Raw genomic sequence first — 22,312 nt, forward strand, 5'->3', positions numbered from 1 at the left:
ACTCGTACACGTATTGCTGCCCATTGAGTTTTTGACGCAAGTAACATAACCATTCACAAGAGGTAACTATCATGATGCTGAAAGACAAGGTTGCTTTAGTGACGGGAGGGACATCGGGAATTGGTAGAGCTACTGCGATCGCTTATGCTCAACAACAAGCAAAGGTGGTGGTGGGTCGCCGAATGGATGAAGGCGAAGAAACGGTTCGATTGATTCAAGAAGCTGGCGGAGAGGCGATTTTTGTACAAGCAGATGTCACAAAAGAAGCCGATGTTCAAGCAATGGTTGATAAAGCAGTTGGCGTTTTTGGTCGGTTAGATATTGCCTTTAACAATGCAGGAACTGTCAGCGAAAACCCCTCATTGATTGAACAAACAGAAGCGGAATACGATCGCATTATGAATGTCAATGTCAAAGGCGTTTGGTTGTCGATGAAATATGAAATCGCTCAGATGTTGAAACAGGGAAGTGGTTCGATCGTCAATACGGCATCTACGGGTGGAGTAGTTGCATTTCCTAGCGTACCCCTCTACACCGCGAGTAAACATGCGGTAGTAGGCTTAACAAAAGCTGCTGCGCTCCAATATGCCAAAGCGGGTATTCGCATCAATGTCGTTGCACCAGCGGTAATCGAAACAGATATGTTTGAAGCAGCTACAGGTGGGCAGGATGAAGCCAAAGCTTACATAACAGGACTTCACCCGATCGGACGAATTGGAACACCGCTTGAAGTTGCAAATGCAGTCCTGTTTTTATCATCTGACATGGCATCGTTCACAACAGGTGAAACGTTGATGGTAGATGGCGGGTATGTAGCGCAGTAGTCGATCGGCAGTGTGACACGTTGCCGCACCTTTCAAACCCGGAGGCGCAGGCTGGCGGATGGCTCTAGGTGTTCCTCGGCTACTTTGCCTTCGGAGGACTGGTGTGGATGGTCGTCTCGCTGGTGGAGGGGACGACCGAACTCGCTATCGGCGCGCACCAAGGGGGAAACGCAGGATTCGGACAAAATAGTACGCTAAGGCTGAAAGCCTCTTATAGAGTTACGGACGAATTGTTCGCACTGTTTTAGTTTAAAAAAAGGACACAATCATGCCAAAGCTTCTAGTTGTTGAAGCAAGCCCACGGGGAGAAGACTCGATCTCCCGCAACCTTGTAAAAATGTTTGTAGAGCAATGGAAGACCGCGCACCCAGGCGGTGAAGTTGTTGAACGCGATCTCGTAAAGATAGATCTGCCTTACGTGAACCTGCCCTGGCTAGGAGCCAGTCTAACGCTTGCGGAGAAGCACACTCCTGAAATGAAGGATATTCTTCGGGTGTCCGACGAGCTTGTCGCCGAACTTCTAGCCGCAGATCATATTGCGATCGGCACCCCGGTTTACAACTACAACATTCCCGCAAACCTCAAGTCTTACGTAGACCACATCGTACGCAAGGGGCTTACACTGGGACTGACGGGCGAAGGTCTAATTCATGGCAAAAAATGCACGGTTCTAATGGCTTCGGGTGGTGTTTACACAGAGGGTTCGCCGATCCGGGATCGGGACATCGCAACTATTTATTTGCGCCTGATTCTCAAGGTAATCGGCATCGAGGACGTTACGTTCATTGCGGCTGGAGGAACCAAGGTTGTTGACCTTGGAGAAAGATCGCGAGCTGAGTTTCTCCAGACGTTTGAACCAGCCGTCACGTCTGCCGCGCAGCCGTAATGTTCCAGTATGACTACGATACCTTTGCAACAGATTTTTATCCTCTGACATGGCATCGTTCGTAGTAGGTGAAACGTTGATGGTAGATGGTGGGTATGTAGCGCAGTAGTCGATCGGCAGTGCGAAATGTTTGATACAGCACTTCAAGCGACTTACTAAAGTAGCACTGAAATATGTTCGCTAATTCCATCGGAAACTCCATAGGAATCTGTAAGAAGTTGAGTGTTGGAACTGACTACACTCACATGAACTAAGACAAAGAGAACTTAAGAGGTGATGATGATGTCCAAAGTGCCTTCTAACTCCCCACAGGGACAGGGAAAGACCTTCGCCGCTGTTTCAGAGCAGTCCTCACCTAACAAGCCCTTTCGTCCGGGCTGGCTCGAAATCATTGTGGGTCTTGTCGTCTTTGTCGCTGTCGCACGTGGGGGTGTGTTGCTGTCCGGGCAGCTCGGTCTCGATCCCGTCGTCTACGGACTGGCCCTCGCCGCGCTGTCTGTTATCGCCCCCTTCGCCGGGTTTGCGGCAGCCGTGTTGCTGCGGATTCGCTCCCTGTATGTTTTTGGCGTGCGTCGCGTCTCTTGGCGTTGGCTGCTCATTGGGGTCGGAGCAGGGGTGGTCGCCTTCGTAGCCAAGGGTTTTGCGGTCATGGCCTACACCGCCCTCACCGGGGATAGCTCCACCCCTCAGGAGGTGTTCGGTGACGGTGGTAGCGGCGGGGTGCTGCCCCTAATCCTATCCACGCTGTTTATCGGTCTGCTCGTGCCCCTGGTCGAGGAACTGCTCTTCCGGGGTGTGATCACTAACGCGCTGCTGCGCTACGGCCCGTTCATTGGCGTTGTGGGCAGCACGCTGATCTTCGCCCTCGCTCACGGTCTCAATGTCGTTTTTGTTGTGGCGGTGGTGGTGGGTCTTGTCCTTGCCGAGCTACAGCGCCGTAGTGGGTCGATCTGGCCTGGTGTCGTCGCCCACGTTGTCAACAACCTGCCCACGGTCTTCGTGTTGGTGCTCACCAGAGCGGCTTGAACAATCATCATCACGCGAAAGGAGTGTCTGCCCATGGCTCGCTTGTTCTCGAACCATCCGCCCGATCCCGATGGACGCACATACAACGTAGAGCCACCAACTCACGCTGGGAGGCAAACCATGATTGCTACGACTTATATCCGAATCTCGCTACTAACTGGAGCCGTGATGCTGGCCATTAGTGCTAAACGCACAATTAAAGGAAAAAGAAATGACTGAAACATTTGGTGCAAAATCGACCGCCGACGAGGTGCTTTCCGGCGTTGATCTCAAGGGAAAGCGATTCCTCGTTACGGGTGCATCGTCGGGCATTGGACTCGAAACCGCCCGCTCACTGGTTTCTCACGGCGCTAGCGTCGTCGGCGCGGTCAGAAACCTCGCTAAAGCTGAGCCAGCCACTGCATCGGTTCGTGATGCCGTGTCGCAGGGCGGCAGCCTGGAGTTGATCGAGCTCGATCTGGCATCCTTGCAAAGCGTTCGTGCCTGTGCGGATAAACTGTTGGCTGACGGCCAGCCGTTCGATGCCATTATCGCTAACGCTGGCGTTATGGCAACTCAGTTCGGTCGGACGATCGACGGCTTTGAAGTCCAGTTCGGGACGAACCATCTGGGTCATTTTGCCCTGATCAATGGGATCGAACCGCTGCTTGCCGAGAATGGACGGCTGGTAGTCCTGTCGTCGCTCTCGCATCGCGGTGCTGATATCGACCTGGACGATCCGAATTTCGAGCAGCAGGCGTACGATCCATGGGTCGCTTATAGCCGATCGAAAACCGCCAATTCACTGTTCGCTGTGGAGTTTGACAGGCGGCATCGCGATCGCGGCATTCGGGCTGCTTCGGTGATGCCCGGAAACAGTCTCACGGATCTACCCCGACACTTCTCGCCAGAGGAGTTGCAGAGACTTTTGCAGACCGTTGACGCAGCGCGCATAGAAGCGGGTTTGCCGCCGAAAGCGTTGAAAGAAATTCCGCAGGCAGCCGCAACGTCGGTCTGGGCAGCAGTCGTGGCGAATAAGGACGAGATCGGTGGACACTATCTCGAAGATTGTGCGATCGCACCGATTGATGACACGCCCAACCCATTTGCCGATGGCGTTAGGTCGTATGCGCTCGACGCGAACAAAGCCAAGCAGCTTTGGGCGAAAAGCGAGGAATTGATCAGCGCTGTGTCTTGAAGGTTATCGCGCACATCTAAACGCAATAATCCATTCCACTTTCGGACTTGGATGAACACTCACAAGAATGCCTGATTGACGTATAAGCGTTAATCACCATGCCTTACGTTTCCCGTAAACTCAACCAGGAAAACACCATGTCACAAAAACTCTCAGGAAAAGTTGCGCTTGTCACTGGTGGCTCCAGCGGCATCGGACTTGCCACTGCTAAACGATTTGTCGCTGAAGGTGCCTATGTCTTTATCACGGGTCGTCGTCAGACTGAACTTGATGCTGCTGTAGACGAGATCGGTAAGAACGTGACTGGCATTCAGGGCGATGTCTCAAATCTGGCAGACCTCGATCGACTTTACGCCACGATAGAGCAAGAGCAAGGTCACTTGGATGTAATCTTTGCGAATGCTGGCGGTGGTGAATTCATCCCGCTTGGATCGATCACCGAGGAGCACTTTGACAAAACTTTCAACACCAATGTCAAGGGTCTACTGTTCACTGTGCAGAAGGCACTGCTGCTGATGCCAGAGGGCGCTTCCATCATCCTGAATGCCTCAACTGCTTCCATCAAGGGTATTCCAGCCTCCAGCGTGTATAGCGCCACCAAAGCCGCCGTGCGATCGTTTGCCCGTACCTGGACACTCGACCTCAAAGACCGCCAGATTCGAGTGAATGTGGTCAGCCCTGGTCTCATTCCGACTCCCGCTTACGATCTTCTCTGGGGACTCAGTGAAGCGCAACTGAAAGAATTGGTGGCGAACCTAGCTAAAAATGTGCCGTTGGGACGAGCTGGTACGTCCGACGAGATCGCCAAAGCCGTTGTCTTTCTAGCTTCAGATGACAGCAGCTATGTAAGCGGCATTGAGCTATTCGTCGATGGTGGCTTCACACAAATCTAAGAGGAGGCAAACACGGCGACCGCTATCTGAGTCTATCTATTACAGATCGGGAATTGGAAGATGAAGCTATCACCAGTAATGCACGCACTGATGAAGCAGATCAAAACTTTTACACGCACAATCAAAGGAAAAGAGATGAAAATACGCTACGGGTTTCAACAGGTTGGTGATGTCGAAGTGTTCTACCGCGAGGCGGGGGCAAGCGATGCGCCAGTGATACTGCTGTTGCATGGCTTTCCGACCGCTAGCCACATGTTCCGCGACCTGATCCCCCTCCTCGCCGATCGCTTTCGGCTCGTTGCGCCAGACCTGCCGGGTTTCGGACAGACCAAGGCACCGCCACGCGGGACATTCGACTACACCTTCGATCGCCTTGCCGATGTGATCGAGGGCTTTACCGAGGCTTTGTCGCTCGATCAATACGTGCTTTACATCTTCGACTACGGTGCGCCAGTGGGACTGCGCCTGGCGATGCGCCATCCTGAACGGATATCTGCGATCGTCTCGCAGAACGGCAACGCCTACCTTGAGGGTTTCAGTGACGAATGGGGGCCGTGGGAAACCTATTGGCGTGAGCCGAGCGCAGCAAACCGGGAAGCCTGCCGACCCTCGCTCGCGCCGGACACAATCCGGAACTGGCAGTATGGTACCGGAGCCGATCCAAACCTTTTGTCGCCCGACGGCTACGAACTCGACATCGCCTACATGGCGCGACCGGACGCAGAGGAGATCCAGCTCGATCTAATCCTTGACTACCGCAGCAACGTCGCGCTCTATCCAGCCTTCCAGTCCTACTTTCGCGAACACCGTCCGCCGCTTCTCGCCGTCTGGGGCCGTCATGATCCGGCGTTTCTACCTGCTGGTGCTGCCGCTTATCAGCGCGATCTCCCGGATGCAAAGATTCATCTGCTTGATGCCGGACATTTTGCGCTGGAGACTCATGCAGAGGAGGTGGCAACGTTGATCCGCGCGTTCCTCGCCAGCACGATCGGTTCCACGCTGCCTCTTTAAGGTGATTGCACAAGAATCTAACAAAGCATTGTAAGAATCTGAAAGCATTCAAGCTTCAGAACTTAATGCACTTCAAGCAGATAGAACAAGCAACTTGTAAGACAAACGAGAATGCTATGACTCACTACGATTACATTGTGATCGGCGCAGGTTCGGCAGGCTGCGTGGTTGCCAATCGGTTAACCGAAGATCCTGAACCAACTGTGTTACTTCTCGAAGCAGGCAATCCAGATACGAAACCAGAGATTCACATTCCAGCAGAATGTGTCAATCTGTTAGGAACTGATGTGGACTGGGGCTATTTCTCCGAGCCAGAACCCTACCTGAATCACCGCAAAATGTTCTGTTCCCGTGGCAAAGTTCTGGGAGGCAGCAGTTCGATTAATTTCATGACCTATATTCGAGGCAATCCTCATGATTATGACCACTGGAAGGAATTGGGAAATTTGGGTTGGAGTTATCAGAATGTTTTACCTTATTTCAAAAAATCGGAACACTCCTCACGAGGTGAATCTGAATTTCATGGAATTGATGGGGAACTGAGTGTAACCGATCTGATTGCGCCGACCGCGATCGCTCAACGATTTGTAGAGGCTTGCGTCGCAGCCGGATATGACTATAACCCTGACTTCAACGCTAAGCAACAAGAAGGAGCAGGACGCTATCAAGTTACGATTAAAGATGGCAAGCGGCATAGTGCTGCTGCGGCTTTTCTTGTACCCATTCTCCAGCGTTCCAATTTGACCGTCACCACTGGAGCATTGGTGACTCGATTGTTATTTGAAGGAACCCGCACCGTTGGAGTGGAATATCTACACGAAGGAACCCGGCATCAAGTTCAGGTCAATCAGGAAGTGATTTTATCAGCAGGTGCGTTCGATTCGCCGAAACTACTAATGTTGTCTGGAATTGGTAATGCAGAAGAACTGCGATCGCTCAATATTCCGGTCGTAGCCGATCGACCCGGTGTGGGTCAAAACTTGCAAGACCATATTCTCGTTCCTATTGTGTATCAAGCAACTCAGGATCTACACTACGCAAGCACGAGCGGGATTGGAGAAGCTGGACTATTGCTGCATAGCGAGGTCAATTCGGAGGTTGCACCTGATTTGCAGTTCTTCTTCAATCCTACCCAGTTCCTTCCCCCTGGCTATGCTCCCGCTGAGTTCGGATTTACAGGGGCTGTCACGTTGACCCATCTGCAAAATGTCGGTAGTGTTAGCTTGCGATCGCCTGATTCCACAGATCCACCCCAGTTTCAGATGAACTATCTGCAAAGTGAAACGGATGTGCAAAAGCTCGTTTTCTCAATTAAATTAATGCGGCAATTACTTCATACCAGTTCCTTGGATGAGTTTCGCGATGCAGAAATCGCTCCGGGTGCCGACATTCAGAGTAATGAAGCCCTTGAAGCATACATTCGGGACACTGCTAGCACACTGGGCCATCCGGTCGGCACTTGCAAAATGGGAACTGATCCGATGGCAGTGGTAGACCCGGAACTTCGAGTACATGGCATTCAAGGGTTGCGAGTTGTTGATGCCTCTATCATGCCAAAGATCACGACAGGAAATACAAACGCACCGACCATCATGATTGGTGAAAAAGCAGCAGATTTAATCAGGAAAAAATCATGACTCTTAATTAGGAGATCGAAATGCCTTACGTTACTGTCGGCCAAGAAAACTCTGCAACCATCGATATTTACTATGAAGATTTGGGAGCAGGTCAGCCTGTGGTGCTCATTCACGGGTTTCCTCTAAACGGTCATTCCTGGGAAAAGCAGGTCTTAGTGCTGCTAAATGCAGGGTATCGAGTCATTACCCAGCGAACCATTCTACGCAGCTCCGCCAACAGTTCTTGTCCTCACGTCAATCTAAATGGCTGCTGTGTTCAGAGCAGCCACCTAACAATGCAGCAGACGGTCTCAAGTTGCTAGTGCTGCGTTCGAGTTTCTTTGCTGCCGCTGATTTGAGCCGTTGGGTGTTTCGGGTAATGTGAGGTGTAGAACAAATGACGGATAAACTTGAGCAGAACAAACAGAAGGTCACGGCATTTTATGACCTGATGTTCAATCAGTGTCAGCCCGCAGAAGCCGTCGAGAAATATGTCGGCGATGTGTACATCCAGCACAACCCAGCGGTGGCTGACGGGAAGCAGGCTTTCATCGAATATTTCGAGAGGATGGCGAAAGAATATCCGGGCAAGTGCGTCCAGTTTAAGCGCGTTTTCGCTGAAGGCGATTATGTAGTCTTACATTGCTACCAACAATGGCCGGGCGACAACGACTGGGCGGGCATCGACATCTTCCGCCTGGATGATAAAGGCAAGATAGTCGAGCATTGGGACGTGCTTCAGACCATCCCGGAAGCGTCGGCTAACGATAACACGATGTTCTGAACAGTCGAGTGCTGGTAGTGTGAAGCCCGGTTTGTACAACGGCACGCCCAAATAGTAGGCAGTATAATTCAGAGGTAACTAAGGCGATCGCAGCCATTTTAGTCAGTCGCATAGTAACACCATAAAAATCTGACAAACTGTCATAAGAATCTGAAAGAAACCGAGCATTAAAATTCATTACACTTCAGTTAAATCAGACAAGAATCCAATGCGGTATTCATAGGAGATTGCAATGCCTTACGTTACTGTTGGTCGAGAAAATTCTGCAACCATCGATCTCTACTACGAAGATCTTGGGACAGGTCAACCGATTGTACTAATTCATGGATTTCCATTGAACGGACATTCCTGGGAGAAGCAGGTTTTAGTTTTACTGAACGCAGGATATCGAGTAATTACCTACGATCGCCGAGGATTTGGCAACTCCAGTCAACCCTCATCTGGCTATGACTACGATACCTTCGCCGCCGATTTGAATATACTCATGACCAACCTTGACTTGCAAAATACCGTTTTGGTTGGCTTCTCAATGGGGACGGGCGAAGTGACGCGCTATCTTGGCAAATATGGTTCGGAGCGAGTGCAGAAAGCCGTGCTGATGGCTCCAGTGCCGCCCTTTTTGCTGAAGATCAACGAGAATCCTGAAGGTGTTAACCAAAGCGTTTTTGATGGCATTATGAAAGCGATCGTTGCAGATCGTCCAGCTTACTTTTCTGAATTTTTCAAAGCGTTCTTCAATGTGGATGTGTTGTTGGACGATCGCATTAGCAACGATGCTATTCAAGCCAGTTGGAATGTTGCCGTAGGTGCGTCTGCAAAGGGAACGTTGGATTGTGTATCTTCCTGGCTGACTGATTTCCGCGATGATTTGCCCCGCATTGATGTACCAACCCTGATCATTCATGGAGATAGCGATCGCATTTTGCCACTGGAATCCACCGCAGCCAGACTCCCGAAGCTGATTAAAAACAGTCAACTGGTTGTCATTCCTGACGGACCGCACGCCATCAACTGGACTCATGCTGATCAGGTCAATCCCGTGTTACTAGACTTTCTTCAACAGAAAAATTAATCAGCGACCTGCCGCGTTTCTAACTTGCAACCTGGCAGTACAGTCACGGTTGCACTAGCAGTTCAGCGAAATCCAAGTTAGGGCGGAGTGTATGAGTTTGGAGTGACTGTCTATCCAGTTGGAGAACAGAAAAAGATGATGAACCAAAACAAAGAGATTTACGAGTGCGTCATTGTCGGTGGCGGTTCCGCTGGACTCAGTGCGGCACTGCTTTTAGGCAGAAGTCGCCGTCGAGTGTTAGTCTGCGACAAAGGGAATCCGCGTGACGCACCCGCACACGAATCGCACAGCTTTTTCACCCGCGATGGCATCAGTCCGCATGAACTTTTGAGCATCGGGCGCGACCAACTCAAACCTTATGAAAGCGTTGAATTTCAAGCGATCGGGGTTAAGGAAATCAACCCATCCGGCAATCAATTTGAAGTTGTGTTTGAAGATGGCACAATAAAAAAATCGCGCAAGATTTTGCTGGCTTTCGGGGTAATGGATGAATTTCCGCCTCTCGAAAACTTTGGTAATTTCTGGGGCAAAAGCGTGTTTCATTGTCCCTATTGCCATGCCTGGGAAGTGCGCGACGAACCGCTTGCCATTGTTGGAAATGGCGAAACGGGCATCGAAATGGCGGCATTGCTAAAAAATTGGAGTGCTGATTTAGTCCTCTGCACCAACGGCAAAGCCGATCTAACCGCTGATCAAAGGACACTGTTGGAAAACCACAAAATCCTTGTTCGCGAAGAGAAAATCATCCGACTCGAAGGCGATAACGGACAATTAGAAAACATTGTTTTTGAGACAAACGAGAAAATTGCGCGTCGCGGAATACTGATCCGACTAAAGCAAACACTCCGTTCAAACCTAGCTGAAAAGTTAGGCTGTGAGTTGAATGAATTCAATTTAATCAAGACGACCACTGTGTTTAACGAAACTAGCGTCAAAGGCGTTTATGCGGCAGGTGACATCACTTCACCCATGCAAGTGATCACCGCTGCTGTTTTTCAGGGTAGCGTTGCTGCTAGCGGCTTAAATCACTCTCTGATTATGGAAGATTTCGTCTAAATCAAGGTGATTCAATCTTCATCAGAACAAGCATCGTGGCTGGTCTAGTTTCATAGACCAAGAGAGTAGGGAAAGTCATGCGTGTTAATTACATATCAAGTCTACAGAGCGATCTAATGGTGGACTCACAGCGAACCGATCCATTTCAAGAGAGAACAAATGGGCTTGATTTTTAGATCGTAACTAAAGGAATTAATTCTATGTCAATTTTTGTCTTAGTTCATGGCTCCTGGCATGATGGTTCTGCTTGGCAAGCAGTCGTTGATCATTTAGAAGCAAAAGGACATCACGCTTTTGCTCCTACGATCGCTGGACATGGAAAAGGCGTTGATAAAAACGTCAACCATGCTCAATGTACGCAATCGATCGTTGATTACATTGTTAGCGAAGACTTAACCGACATTGTTCTACTAGGACATAGTTTCGGCGGTACAGTGATTGCGAAAGTTGCTGAAGCGATTCGCGATCGTATTCGACGGCTCATCTTCCTCAATGCCTTTGTCCCCAATGATGGCGAGAGCCTCGCAGATAACATCCCACCCGACTCTCAAGCGTTATTCGACAAGCTATCAAAAGAATCGAATGACAATACGCTGATGCTACCGTTTGAGATTTGGCGAGAAGCGTTTATCAACGACGCTGACCTCGAACTGGCTCGATCCAGTTACGCACAATTATCACCTGAACCGTATCAACCGTTCATTGACAAGTTGGACTTGAAGCAGTTTTACTCGTTGCCCATTCCTAAAAGTTACCTCTACTGTACAGAAGATAATGTCCTCCCTCAAGCCGAACAGTGGGGTTGGCATCCCAAAATGTCTAATCGCTTGGGACTATTTCGGTTCGTGCAAATGCCCGGTAGCCATGAGGTGATGTTTTCTAACCCGATCGGTTTAGCAGAAAAGATTACTGTGGCAGGACGGGACTAGCAACATGATGGCTTCATAATAAAACAAACGAGTTGCCGTTCTTTGAGAAGTAGAAAAATAGCTTGAATACCGTTGAGTGACTCAATTAACAACACGGAGAGACATAAGAAGAAATCATGGAAACTAGACAAATTGTCATCATAGAGCGACTGCAACAAGCACAGAACGCACAAGACCTGGAAGCGCTTTTAGTCTGCTTTGCACCCAACTTTCAGGGCAATCATCCACTCCATCCTGAGCGAGGTTTCGAGGGAATTGAGGATGCCCGTAAGAATTGGTCTGGCATCTTCCACGATATCCCAGACTTTCACTCAGAGTTGCTCCGTTCGGCAGTTGAGGATGACACGGCTTGGGCTGAGTGGTACTGGTTCGGCACCCATCTTGATGGTACGCAGTTTGGGATGCGCGGCGTGACTACTCTTGGGGTACCAGCAGACCAGATCGAGTGGGCACGCTTGTATATGGAACCTGTATCAGCGAGTAGCGAATAACCCGTAAACTATCCACTCGAACAAAGGAGGGATTCAAATGTCAGAGAAAAATAAGTTCTTCAGCTTACCTCCATCGCTAGTTTAATTCCGTTCACCTACTCAGTACTGTTTCGGTTGTCCGTAAACGTTCAACATCCCGGATAGGCGGCGCACCAAACATGCGGGCATATTCGCGGCTAAACTGTGAAGTACTCTCATACCCGACTTGATAAGCAGCTTGAGTTGCATCGATCGCCTCAGCCAGCATCATCTGACGTGCGGTTAACAATCTCAATTGTTTTTGGTATTGCAGCGGACTCATTGAGGTGACTGCTTTGAAATGGCGATGGAACGATGCCGTAGACATATTCGCTTGTTCAGCGAGATCCTCAACCCGCAACGGCTGGCTAAACTCTGCCTTAATTTGTCTGATTACTTCTGCAATTCGCTGCATGTTGCTGCCAGCGGTGGCAACCTGACGAACAGTTTCACCTTGGTGATCGGTGAGTAGACGGTAATAAATTTCGCGGATCATCATCGGGGCGAGAAACAGGATATCCTGTGGTGTCTCTAACAGGTTGATTAACCGGATGATGCAATCCAGCAAAGACGGATTGGCATCGCTAACGCACCAGCCTCTGACCGAGTTTTCTTTGCGATCGTTGTCTCGGTTTGTTTGAGCAATAATCTCACAGAGTTGAACTGGGTCTAGCTTCAGCTTCAAGCCGAGATAGGGTTGATCGGGTGTCGCCTCGATCATGCAGACGCTCAACGGCAAATCCACTGGCATCACCAAATATTGAGCAACACCATATTGAAAGTTTTCCTCATTCAGCGATAATTTCTTTTCGCCCTGTGCCGCCATAGCAAACAACGGTTCGCTGACTGTTTGGATGGTTGTACAAGTATCGCATCGCACAAAGACTAAGGAATCGATCGCAGTTGGATAATAAATGCCTCCCTTGCTGTCTGTGTGTCGATCGATGAGTGTTGCCAATTCTGCACATTTGGCGATTGACAAATGCCGTTGCGTTGGCAAAATCTCTCCATTGGCAGAAGCGTCGATCGCGAGATTATAGCTTAGTACCTCGATCGTCATACTGAACTCCTAAATTGATGTAGCCTTGCTCATGCAGTCATTATAGGAAACCTTTCTTCTTTGCCTGCATCTTTTGAGAGGATTAGGCAATCATCTGCGGAGTTTGTGCATTTACCCTCCTGATTCTTGCTTATAGGATGAAACTATTCGAGCGGTCTAAAGCCTCTAGTGCTGCGTTCAAGTTTCTTTGCCGCCGCTGATTTGAGTAGTTTATGGACAACTGTGAAACGACTACTCCTGTCCGTTGCTGCCGTGGTACTCGCCAGAGTGTGGGCTTCCTCCAGCGGCAAAACTAAGGATGTAGAAACCACTATAGCCAATCGTACTGAACAGAGGAACTGTTGGAGGGTTTCCCCCGGAGCTTAATGATGTGATGTAAGCATCGTGTTCGTTATGTCCTGTAAACCACAAACCTTATTTGCTGATTCCCATGCTGAACACACTGATAAACGAAGAAACACCAAAGCTCACCCCTCGCCCACTACGTCCTTTTACCCTATTCATCGGCTCGATCTCCTATCTGGGAGTTGGTGTCCTCAACCCGATTATGCCTGCCTTAATCGAGGGACGATATGGCGGCACCGCGTTTCACGTCGGGTTAATGTATACCACATTGGCAACCGCGCAATTTATTGGTAGTCCTGTCATTGGGCTACTAAGCGATCGCTATGGGCGACGACTCATTCTGCTGTTCAGCTTACTAGGCGCAGCGATCGCCTACCTGATCATGGGTATAGGCGGCGCGCTGTGGGTGATGTTCGCCGGGTGGATCATCTTTGGTATCACGGATGGTACAGCAAGCTCGATTTTTGCCTACATTGCAGATACCGCAACTCTAAAGGCTCGTACTCGTGCCTTCGCATTTATGAGCGCGGCAACGGGCGTGGGTTTTACAATTGGCCCCATGATCAGCGCCCGGCTTGCATCCATCGATCTGGCAATTCCCTTGTATATCGTGGCAGCCACAAGTGTAGTCGGTTTGGTATGGGCCTATTGGGCAATGCCGGAAACGTTCCCTGACAACCCTCGTGTTGCACGAGTCTCGCTCCGTCAATTGAATCCGTTGAGTCAGCTATTTGTGGACTTGCGCAATCTGCATCTGCGCTGGCTAATGCTCAGCTTTTTGCTGACCACGATGACATCCATCATCACCTCATCAAATCTGGCTGCGATGACCAATGATTTGTTTGGCTGGCAACCACAGCAAATTGCGCCAATTTTCATGTTGCTGGGTGTGGTTGAAGTCCTTTCTCTGGTCTTGATCATGCCTGTCCTACTCAACTTTCTGAGAGAAATTCAAATTACTAGCCTTGGTGCGGTTATTCTGAGCATTGCGTTTGTATTATTTGGTTGGTTTTCTCTGACTGGGCTACCAGCACTGGTGTACATGGCAGCAATCATGGCAAACATTGGCACGGCATTGTTGGAGGTATCACTTCAGGGATTGATGTCAAAAACAGTCGCACCCGAAGCTCAAGGACGCATCCAGGGCAGCTACAGGGCAACGTTTGCACTAGGACGAATCATCGGCCCTTTATGGGCTGGTTGGCTCTACCAACAGATTAGCCCCTCAATGCCCTACTGGATCGGTGCAGGGCAAATGATGTTGGTTTTGATCTTGACTCGGTTTGCAGCATCTAAACTTCAACACAAAGGAAATGCACAATGAAGGCAACCCGTCCAGCAATTAGGCGAAATGTTTCCCGTCGGTCGATACTTGGATTGTTAGGATTTGGTGCCGCCACCGCTGCCTTAACACCCACTTTTTTGAAGACGGCACGGGCACAGAATCAAACCCAAACCCAACCGTCGCCACCTGCTTCAACCCAACCATCGCAGATCATCACGAAGGAAATCCCGCGCACAAAGGAGAAACTACCTGCAATCGGTCTGGGAACGTTTATGACCTTTGATGCTTTATCTAATCAGCCTCGCGATCAGCTTCAGCAAGTGATGCGCCGCTTTTGGGATGCAGGCGGGCGAGTGGTCGATACCTCACTGCTCTACGGGATGTCGGAAGTGAACGTGGGCGAATTTGCCAGAACACTCGGCTTGACCAATGATTTGTTTATTGCTAACAAAACCTGGGCAACTGGTGAGTATCTGGGCGATCGCAGTCAGGCGCAGCGTCAGTTTGAACAATCACTGGCACGATTGTCTCGCGGTTCCTTTGGAGTTGCGCAAAGCGCTAAACGCATTGATGTAATGCAGGTTCATAGCTTGGTGAATGTAGATGCAATTTTGCCCCTGTTAAAAGCATGGAAAGCAGAAGGTAAAATTCGCTACGTGGGCGTTACCCACCACGATCCGTTATATTTTGCTGCGCTTGAGAGGTGGATCGAGAACGGCGATCTAGACTTTGTTCAACTTCGCTACTCAATTCGTCAGCGTGGAGTTGAAGACAGAATTCTTCCTGCGGCAGCGGCGCAAGGAACAGCAGTCTTAGCCAACATGCCCTTTGAGAAAGCCCGCCTTTTTGAATTGGTAAAGGGGCAACCGCTACCCGATTTTGCTAGCGAATTTGGCTGCAAGAACTGGGCACAGTTTTTTCTCAAGTATGTGATTTCTCACCCGGCTCTAACCTGTGCGATTCCCGCAACCACAAACCCCGATCACGTTGTTGAGAATATGGGGGCACTAAGAGGATCGCTACCTGATGCTTCAATGCGTATCCGAATGGTGGAACACATGGAAAACCTTTCCGGCTTTGACAACCTTCTCCAAACGCCTTGGTATCCTGGCAAGAATTTTAGCGGGTTGGTTCGCCTGCCAAATCCACGCCCGATCGGTTGAGATGGAGTCTGTATTATGTTGCGTAGATTTAGGTATTTGATTTTCCTGTCGCTGGTGGTCTTTTCGCTCATAGCACTAGGTTCGCCCGTGCTCAGTCAAGCCCAAAGCCAGTTGCCCTATTGGACTAAAGCTGCACCGCCAACAGTCGCTCGGCAAGAACTTTATCCAGAAGTTTTGAACGGAAAAATTTACGTGGTCGGCGGTTTACTCAGCCCAAACACCGGGTTCTCAGCGCATTTCGAGTCTTATGATCCAGTTAATAATGCATGGACAGCCTTGAGACCGATACCTGAAGCCCGCCATCACATTACACTGTCGGCAGTCAATGGCTTGCTCTATGGTATTGGCGGTTTCACAGGTGGGTTTCCAGACTGGCAGGCGCAGCCGACCATGTTCATCTACAATCCTGCCTCTAATACTTGGACTGGAGGGATTGACCTACCAGTAGCTCGCGCAGAGGGCATCTCCGCAGTGGTGGATAACAAGATCTACCTGGTTGGTGGGCGCATTCGAGCCACTGAGAATGCTCGACTGTTCAACGACCATATCGACAGCGTGCGTAACGAAGTATTCGATCCGATGACTAAACGCTGGTCAACCCGTGCCGACGCACCGACAGCGCGCAACAGTGCAGCATCGGCTGTCATTGATGGAAAAATCTATGTGGTTGGGGGTCGCAAGTTTTCCAAGAATGCTGATGGCACTGCTCGCCAAGTCAATGTGCCAAATCTTGAGGTCTACGATCCCAAACTCGATCGTTGGGAAACGCGATCGCCGCTGCCTCAAGCCCAAGGCGGTCTGGCTGCAACCGCACTCAACGGCAAGCTTTACGTGTTTGGCGGCGAACAGTGGGTTCCAGAGCAGAAGGTTTTCGCCGAAAGTTGGGTATATGACCCGCAAACCGACGTGTGGGAGGCATTGCCGCCCTTGCCAACGCCACGACATGGATTGGGAGCATCGGCAATTGGCAACCGAATCTTTGTGTTTGGTGGCGGAACTCAAACAGGTGGAGGTGCAGCAACAGCAACCCACGAAGTACTGGTATTGCCCACCTAGAGTGCGAGGATTAGGCAATCATCTGCAAGGTTTGTGCATTTAACTTCCTGATTCTTGCTTGTAGGATGAAACTATTCAAGTACAACAGTCTCTAACTGCGGTTCGGCACTCAGATATTGCCTCTGCAATTAGATGTTATCGATCGAGCGGCAGACTTCGCAGCCGTCAGGCTGCAAACGATCATTTTGACAGTTTGAATGACACATCGGCACTACGGTTTTGTGGCTCAGAACGCAAATCAGTATCAAACCGTATTGAGAAAAATCAGGTCTTTTATGAAAACACAATTGATGCTCAAAACATTAGCAGCGACGATCAGTTTGGGAGCTTTTGCATTGATGAGTTGTACTCCTAAATCTACGGCAGAAGCACCTGCGCCAGAATCCTCCGTAGAAGCTTCTGCTACTGAATCTCCGTCAGTTGTTCCATCTCCTCCAACCTCTAGTAATCGCCAAACGATGAATCCAAATCAAGCCAATACAGAAGCCGACCAATCAAATAACCCTTACGTCGGAATGTGGGTCACGCAAGATGGTCATATCCGCCATGAACTTCTACCCAACAACCGCTACGACGAAGCTCGCGGCGACAGAGAAAGCGCGTATCAGGGACGCTATGAAATCACAGGAAATCGCATTAATTACTGGGACGATACTGGATTTACCGCTGATGGCGAGTTTCGTGACGGCGTACTTTATCACGGCGGATATGTTTTTTACCGAGAATGATGAGCCGATGAGATCTCCAACATATCGAAGAAGTTGGTGAAGCCGAAGCCTGCCAGCAGATCGAAATGAATCAACTACATAAATGTGAAGTCATCGAAGCAAACTACCCCACTCAATTAGACCAGATATGAACAAGATAATTACCGTTTTCATTTTCACTCTCATCGCATTCTTACCTGGTATCGCGATCGCTCAAATTCAACCAGAACATCAAAGCTACTCTGCACAGAACATTGAAGTGATCAGTCAGGAACAAACTCAACTAGAAAACCAGAGCCGTCGTGAAAATGGCAACGAAGTCATCAATAAGCTGACAGGTGGAGCAGGACAGCCCGTACTCAATGCCCTGCGTCAGGATTTCCCGTTTTTGGCAGATGCGATCGTTGACTATTCACTCGGTGAGGTCTGGTCGCGTCAGGGGCTAGACGATCGCACTCGCCAGCTTGCTACTGTTGCCGCTTTTGCTGCTCAGGGCAATCTACCGCAACTGAGGGTTCATGCAGGCTATGCGCTCAGACTTGGCGCGACACAGGATGAACTGAAAGAAATCATTTACCTGACTACGGTAACGGCTGGTTTTCCGCGCTCGATTGATGCTGCCCAGGCATTACGAGAAGTTTTTACCACATCCTCACAGAATCTGAACAATGCACAGTAACTCAGACTCACAACCATAAAATTATCTGGAGATAGTCTCATGACAATTGCCGAAAACAAAACAACCACACAGAAGGTCGTACTAATTACGGGCGCGAGCAGCGGTATTGGTGAAGCCACTGAGAAACTGCTCGCCCAAAATGGTGCAAAAGTCGTTTTAGGGGCACGGCGGACAGACAGGCTAGAGAAGCTAGTCAAGGAGATTTAAGCATCCGGTGGCACAGCAGAATTCAGAGCGGTCGATGTCAGCGATCGCGAAGATGTGAAAGCATTTGTTGAGTTTGCCAAAGACAAATTTGGTCGCGTCGATGTCATTTTTAACAATGCAGGCGTGATGCCCCTATCTCCGATGAATGCCCTGAAAGTCGAGGAATGGGACAACATGATTAATGTGAATATCCGGGGCATATTGAATGGTATCGCAGCTGGGCTACCGATTATGGAAGCGCAAGGGGGTGGGCAAATCATCAATACTGCGTCCATTGGTGCCCATGTGGTAGCACCCACTGCGGCAGTTTACTGCGCAACTAAGTATGCGGTTTGGGCAATTTCCGAAGGACTGCGGCAGGAATCACAAAATATTCGCGTCACTACCATATCTCCGGGTGTCGTTGCCACTGAACTTGGCTCTGATATCACCGATGAGTCATCCAAAGGTTTTTTGAAAGAACTTCGCAAAACTGCACTTGCCTCAGAGGCGATCGCGAGAGCCGTTTTATACGCTGTGTCCCAGCCGGACGATGTTGATGTTAATGAAGTGATTGTCCGCCCGATCCGCCAGATGATGTAAACACCAGACGACATCACTCCGTCTCGTCACTGACTTATTCAAGTCTTCAGTCCACAAAATCGACTCGCTTTAATGCGGCACTCAGTTCTGCCATAACCATCAACAGAAACGCGAACTTTAGCCGAGAGATGGCGGTTTTGTGGAGCACGGCGATCCACCCACCCCATCTCTCCCTAACCGCTCTTTCCCACAACTAACGACACTGTACTCAATCTTTTGCTGAAGGATGAAATTATCTGAGTACAAGCGAATCGTTTCTGTTCGCCTGATCGAAATGATCGTGTTCCACCTCTTGCCGAATGCGAGAGGTGGAATGAGACAGTCTATTGACACGGATAAACATGGAGTCACGAGGAAAATTTTATGTATGTAGTTTTCGGTGCGACTGGACAGACGGGTTCTGCGGTTGCTGACGCTTTGCTTGAGAAAAATCAGTTGGTGCGCGTCGTTTTGCGCTCGAACAAAACCGCTGATGCTTGGCAGGCGAAAGGCGCGGACGTTGCTTTCGCTGATGCCATTGACGCAGATGCGATAACCAAGGCGTTAGACGGCGCGATCGCCGTTTATGCAATGAATCCACCTGCTTATCAGGCTGCCGATATGTTCACCGTAGCCAAAAACATTGGCGCAGCCTATGTTGAAGCGATCGCGCAATCCAGTGTGCAAAAAGTTGTTTTGCTTTCTTCGGTCGGCTCGCAGCACGCTACTGGCACAGGCAACATCATGACAACTTACCTTTTGGAAAATATCTTCGACGATTTGACGATTCCCGTCACGTTTCTGCGGGCGGCGGGATTCATGGAAAACTGGAACGGCATGACTGCGATTGCCGCCGAAAAAGGCATTTTGCCGAGTTTTTATAGTCCGCTAGACCGTAAACTCCCGATGGTTTCCGCTACCGACATCGGACGCGCTGCCGCTGAAGCGTTGACCGAAGACTGGACGGGCAAACGCATCATTGAACTGTATGGTGCGGCAGATTATTCGCCAAATGATGTCGCCGCCGCTTTTGCTGCTGCGCTCAAGCGCGATGTGCAAGCCGTTGCCCTTCCCGAAAGTGAGTGGCAGGCAACAATTGCCAGTTTCGGTTTTTCGCCTGAAGTCATCAACAGTTACAGCGAGATGATGCGCGGCTTTAATTCCGGTCATATTGTTTTTGAAAACAACGGAACTGAAACGCGCAAAGGACAAATGACAATCGAAGATTTCGCCGCCAAAACTGCAAAAGCGCAAAACCTGATTTAGGATTTCGCGCACAAAGACTCAAGATTCATTGAATCACTAGCTTTAACCAGGAGAAAACCATGACAAACAACACAAAGATCGCATTAGTCACAGGAGCGAGCCGAGGACTGGGCAAAAATACTGCTTTGGCACTTGCCAAAAAAGGAGTCGATGTGATCGTGACGTATCACAGTAGCGAGGCAGAAGCAAATAGCGTTGTCTCTGCGATCGCAGAAATCGGTGGTAAAGCCGCTGCCCTGCAACTGGACACTTCCAGCACGAAAACCTTTGATGAATTTGTGGCACACATCAAACAAACACTTCAAGATCAGTGGCAGACTGAACAGTTTGATTTTCTGGTGAACAATGCGGGGATTGGAATCCATAAGCCGTTTGCCGAAACTACGGAGGACGATTTCGATCGCTTGATGAACATTCAATTCAAAGGCGTTTTCTTCCTCACCCAAAAGCTGTTGCCCCTGCTCAAGGACGGCGGACGAATTGTGAATCTTTCGTCGGGGCTGGCTCGCTTTACACTGCCGGGCTACTCCGCTTATGCCAGCATGAAAGGCGCGATCGAGGTGCTGACGCGATACATGGCAAAAGAACTAGGACATAGACAGATTGCTGTAAATGTTGTGGCTCCGGGCGCGATCGAAACAGATTTTGCAGGCGGTGCAGTTCGTGACAATCCAGAAATCAACAACTTCCTCGCTTCGCAAACGGCTCTAGGTCGTGTGGGTCTTCCCGGTGATATTGGAGGTGCGATCGCATCTTTACTTTCTGAAGATAACCGCTGGGTGAATGCTCAGAGAATTGAAGTCTCTGGCGGTATGTTTCTTTAATTCACACTGACTAAAACAAAAGGAACCTAAAACAAAAGGAAAACTCGCTATGTTGAATGTAGAAAACAAAGCCGTTGCTATCACCGGAGCCAGTAGCGGTATTGGTGAAGCAACTGCTAGATTGCTGGCTCGTCAGGGTTTACGGATTGTGTTAGGGGCGCACCGATCGACTGAAAGCAATCGCTGCCGAAATTCGCTCTAAAGGTGGCGAAGCAGAATACCGCACCCTTGATGTCACTAACCTCGAAGACATGCAAGCCTTTGTCGAGTTTGCACAAGCTAAATTTGGTCGCCTTGATGTTGTGGTGAACAATGCAGGCTTGATGCCGCTCTCCAGGCTAGAGGTACTAAAGATCGATGAATGGAACCGCATGATCTATGTGTTTTCAGTGTGCCAATGTACAACTTCAGCATTCCGTCCAATTTCCAAGCCTACATTGATCAAGTGGTTCGTGTGGGTCGCACATTCATGGAGGAGAATGGTCAAGTCAAAGGACTAGCAGACGGTAAAAAAGTTTTGTTCATCACATCGCGAGGCGTTGAGTTTGGAGCAGAGTCTCCTTACGAAGGATGGGATAGTCAGGAACCTGCGCTCCGGTATGCTTTTCAATACATGGGTGTGACCGACATTCAGTTCATTCATGCCAATGGTCTAGATCTGGGAGACAAGGCACGAAAACGGGGGATAGACGAAGCACAATCTAAAGTTCAAGAGCTAGTTGATGGCTGGTACACTAGTCAGCGAATCAGTCGATATTGATATTATCGGAAAACGGATTTAGCGATTACTCTGGGGGAACTTGCTTCGCAGACCGCGGACATTGCCTTACAAGTCGGTTTCTTCAGTCAGAGCCATCTGATGCAACAGTTCAAGTGCCTCACTGGAATGACCTCCAAGCAGGTTCGCTAACCCCATAAGAATCTGAAAGAAGTTGAGCGTTGGCAATCATTACACTCAAGTTAAATCAGACGAGAATCCAATGCAGCTTGCATCAGACGGACAACAACAGGATTGGCAAAACTACAAGTTTAAGGTGGTGGATAATATGATTAAGTGCAAAGATTTTGCGCCTCGGATTACTGAACGCGGACCTTTCGGCGGAGCTGCCGAGTATGAATCCTTCTCTGAGGTTGTGAGTGCTGTCAATCAGTGGATCGAAAGTACAACGATACAGGCGATCAATGTTGAAACCGTTGTTTTACCCGATCGGATTGAAGGCACAAGTGATGATGTCTACGGAGTGACGACCAGTAATGCTTTCTACCCAGTGATGATCAGTCAGGGTCTTACAGTCAATTGCTTTCAATCTCATCAGGGGTAGATTCCCCGCCCCTTGGGGCGTAAGAAGGCTCAGAAAAAATGGCTGTTCATACTC

At 49.6% G+C, this 22,312-nt stretch carries 26 protein-coding genes and 2 pseudogenes; 26 read left to right on the plus strand and 2 right to left on the minus strand.

Annotated elements, in window-relative coordinates:
- The first annotated feature begins 71 nt into the window (after positions 1-71).
- Together ACKFKF_RS22200 and ACKFKF_RS22205 are read left to right on the plus strand one after the other, a co-directional pair.
- A complete protein-coding gene (locus ACKFKF_RS22200) occupies positions 72-824 on the plus strand; it encodes an SDR family oxidoreductase (protein WP_446869729.1) in 753 nt (250 codons plus the stop codon).
- A 268-nt stretch (positions 825-1,092) separates the two neighbouring features.
- Positions 1,093-1,710: an FMN-dependent NADH-azoreductase gene (locus ACKFKF_RS22205; RefSeq protein WP_446869730.1), complete on the plus strand. Its 618-nt coding sequence runs from the start codon at positions 1,093-1,095 to the stop codon at positions 1,708-1,710.
- A gap of 37 nt (positions 1,711-1,747) precedes the next feature.
- Here ACKFKF_RS22205 and ACKFKF_RS22210 read toward each other — a convergent pair whose 3' ends face one another.
- A complete protein-coding gene (locus tag ACKFKF_RS22210; protein ID WP_446869731.1) occupies positions 1,748-1,900 on the minus strand; it encodes a hypothetical protein in 153 nt (50 codons plus the stop codon).
- Between the two features lie 92 nt (positions 1,901-1,992).
- Between ACKFKF_RS22210 and ACKFKF_RS22215 the strand changes: the two genes are divergently transcribed.
- From ACKFKF_RS22215 to ACKFKF_RS22270, 12 genes are all read left to right on the plus strand, one after another.
- Positions 1,993-2,736 (plus strand): CPBP family intramembrane glutamic endopeptidase, encoded by a 744-nt coding sequence (locus tag ACKFKF_RS22215; RefSeq protein WP_446869732.1) that lies wholly within the window; start codon positions 1,993-1,995, stop codon positions 2,734-2,736.
- A 33-nt stretch (positions 2,737-2,769) separates the two neighbouring features.
- Positions 2,770-2,955 carry a hypothetical protein gene (locus ACKFKF_RS22220; protein ID WP_446869733.1) on the plus strand — a complete coding sequence of 62 codons (186 nt, stop codon included), beginning with the start codon at positions 2,770-2,772 and terminating at the stop codon, positions 2,953-2,955.
- Positions 2,948-3,913, plus strand: coding sequence for an SDR family NAD(P)-dependent oxidoreductase (locus ACKFKF_RS22225; protein ID WP_446869734.1), 966 nt, complete (start codon positions 2,948-2,950; stop codon positions 3,911-3,913). Before ACKFKF_RS22220 ends, ACKFKF_RS22225 begins: the two co-directional genes overlap by 8 nt.
- 137 nt (positions 3,914-4,050) lie before the next feature.
- Entirely contained in the window at positions 4,051-4,806 is a 756-nt protein-coding gene (locus ACKFKF_RS22230; RefSeq protein WP_446869735.1) for an SDR family oxidoreductase, read from the plus strand.
- 60 nt (positions 4,807-4,866) lie between these two features.
- Positions 4,867-5,817: an alpha/beta fold hydrolase gene (locus ACKFKF_RS22235; RefSeq protein ID WP_446869736.1), complete on the plus strand. Its 951-nt coding sequence runs from the start codon at positions 4,867-4,869 to the stop codon at positions 5,815-5,817.
- Between the two features lie 116 nt (positions 5,818-5,933).
- Positions 5,934-7,454, plus strand: coding sequence for a GMC family oxidoreductase (locus ACKFKF_RS22240; RefSeq protein ID WP_446869737.1), 1,521 nt, complete (start codon positions 5,934-5,936; stop codon positions 7,452-7,454).
- 20 nt (positions 7,455-7,474) lie between these two features.
- On the plus strand, positions 7,475-7,756 hold the full coding sequence (locus ACKFKF_RS22245) for an alpha/beta fold hydrolase (RefSeq protein ID WP_446869738.1): 282 nt from the start codon (positions 7,475-7,477) through the stop codon (positions 7,754-7,756).
- A 74-nt stretch (positions 7,757-7,830) separates the two neighbouring features.
- Complete coding sequence (locus ACKFKF_RS22250) at positions 7,831-8,217, plus strand: nuclear transport factor 2 family protein (protein ID WP_446869739.1); 387 nt, start codon at positions 7,831-7,833, stop codon at positions 8,215-8,217.
- Positions 8,218-8,449: 232 nt separating this feature from the next.
- Entirely contained in the window at positions 8,450-9,289 is an 840-nt protein-coding gene (locus ACKFKF_RS22255) for an alpha/beta fold hydrolase (protein WP_446869740.1), read from the plus strand.
- A 135-nt stretch (positions 9,290-9,424) separates the two neighbouring features.
- Positions 9,425-10,345: an NAD(P)/FAD-dependent oxidoreductase gene (locus tag ACKFKF_RS22260; RefSeq protein WP_446869741.1), complete on the plus strand. Its 921-nt coding sequence runs from the start codon at positions 9,425-9,427 to the stop codon at positions 10,343-10,345.
- Between the two features lie 200 nt (positions 10,346-10,545).
- Entirely contained in the window at positions 10,546-11,274 is a 729-nt protein-coding gene (locus ACKFKF_RS22265) for an alpha/beta fold hydrolase (RefSeq protein ID WP_446869742.1), read from the plus strand.
- A gap of 116 nt (positions 11,275-11,390) precedes the next feature.
- The gene (locus tag ACKFKF_RS22270) at positions 11,391-11,765 is read left to right on the plus strand and encodes a nuclear transport factor 2 family protein (RefSeq protein WP_446869743.1); all 375 of its coding nucleotides are present in this window, start codon (positions 11,391-11,393) and stop codon (positions 11,763-11,765) included.
- A gap of 91 nt (positions 11,766-11,856) precedes the next feature.
- Here the strand turns inward: ACKFKF_RS22270 and ACKFKF_RS22275 are convergent, their stop codons facing one another.
- On the minus strand, positions 11,857-12,843 hold the full coding sequence (locus ACKFKF_RS22275) for an AraC family transcriptional regulator N-terminal domain-containing protein (protein WP_446869744.1): 987 nt from the start codon (positions 12,841-12,843) through the stop codon (positions 11,857-11,859).
- A gap of 430 nt (positions 12,844-13,273) precedes the next feature.
- Here ACKFKF_RS22275 and ACKFKF_RS22280 point away from each other — a divergent pair, with 430 nt between their 5' ends.
- The 12 genes and pseudogenes from ACKFKF_RS22280 (at position 13,274) to ACKFKF_RS22335 (ending at position 22,258) form a co-directional block, all read left to right on the plus strand.
- Positions 13,274-14,512 (plus strand): MFS transporter, encoded by a 1,239-nt coding sequence (locus tag ACKFKF_RS22280; RefSeq protein WP_446869745.1) that lies wholly within the window; start codon positions 13,274-13,276, stop codon positions 14,510-14,512.
- Complete coding sequence (locus tag ACKFKF_RS22285) at positions 14,509-15,636, plus strand: aldo/keto reductase (protein WP_446869746.1); 1,128 nt, start codon at positions 14,509-14,511, stop codon at positions 15,634-15,636. The genes ACKFKF_RS22280 and ACKFKF_RS22285 overlap by 4 nt, the downstream gene beginning before the upstream one ends.
- 15 nt (positions 15,637-15,651) lie before the next feature.
- A complete protein-coding gene (locus tag ACKFKF_RS22290) occupies positions 15,652-16,692 on the plus strand; it encodes a Kelch repeat-containing protein (protein WP_446869747.1) in 1,041 nt (346 codons plus the stop codon).
- A gap of 275 nt (positions 16,693-16,967) precedes the next feature.
- Positions 16,968-17,420, plus strand: a complete 453-nt coding sequence (locus ACKFKF_RS22295; protein ID WP_446869748.1) for an Atu4866 domain-containing protein — start codon at positions 16,968-16,970, stop codon at positions 17,418-17,420.
- A gap of 127 nt (positions 17,421-17,547) precedes the next feature.
- Positions 17,548-18,078: a carboxymuconolactone decarboxylase family protein gene (locus ACKFKF_RS22300; protein ID WP_446869749.1), complete on the plus strand. Its 531-nt coding sequence runs from the start codon at positions 17,548-17,550 to the stop codon at positions 18,076-18,078.
- Between the two features lie 39 nt (positions 18,079-18,117).
- Positions 18,118-18,867, plus strand: a pseudogene (locus tag ACKFKF_RS22305) (SDR family oxidoreductase).
- Positions 18,868-19,230: 363 nt separating this feature from the next.
- Positions 19,231-20,112, plus strand: a complete 882-nt coding sequence (locus tag ACKFKF_RS22310; RefSeq protein WP_446869750.1) for an NmrA family NAD(P)-binding protein — start codon at positions 19,231-19,233, stop codon at positions 20,110-20,112.
- Between the two features lie 59 nt (positions 20,113-20,171).
- Complete coding sequence (locus ACKFKF_RS22315) at positions 20,172-20,936, plus strand: SDR family NAD(P)-dependent oxidoreductase (RefSeq protein ID WP_446869751.1); 765 nt, start codon at positions 20,172-20,174, stop codon at positions 20,934-20,936.
- 49 nt (positions 20,937-20,985) lie between these two features.
- Positions 20,986-21,295 (plus strand): annotated as a pseudogene (locus ACKFKF_RS22320) (SDR family oxidoreductase); the annotation flags it as partial.
- A gap of 2 nt (positions 21,296-21,297) precedes the next feature.
- Positions 21,298-21,696: an FMN-dependent NADH-azoreductase gene (locus ACKFKF_RS22325; protein ID WP_446869752.1), complete on the plus strand. Its 399-nt coding sequence runs from the start codon at positions 21,298-21,300 to the stop codon at positions 21,694-21,696.
- Positions 21,697-21,756: 60 nt separating this feature from the next.
- Entirely contained in the window at positions 21,757-21,846 is a 90-nt protein-coding gene (locus tag ACKFKF_RS22330; protein WP_446869754.1) for an AraC family transcriptional regulator, read from the plus strand.
- Positions 21,847-21,916: 70 nt separating this feature from the next.
- Entirely contained in the window at positions 21,917-22,258 is a 342-nt protein-coding gene (locus ACKFKF_RS22335) for a hypothetical protein (RefSeq protein ID WP_446869753.1), read from the plus strand.
- Positions 22,259-22,312 lie beyond the last annotated feature (54 nt).

This window comes from Phormidesmis sp. 146-12 (assembly GCF_052939495.1).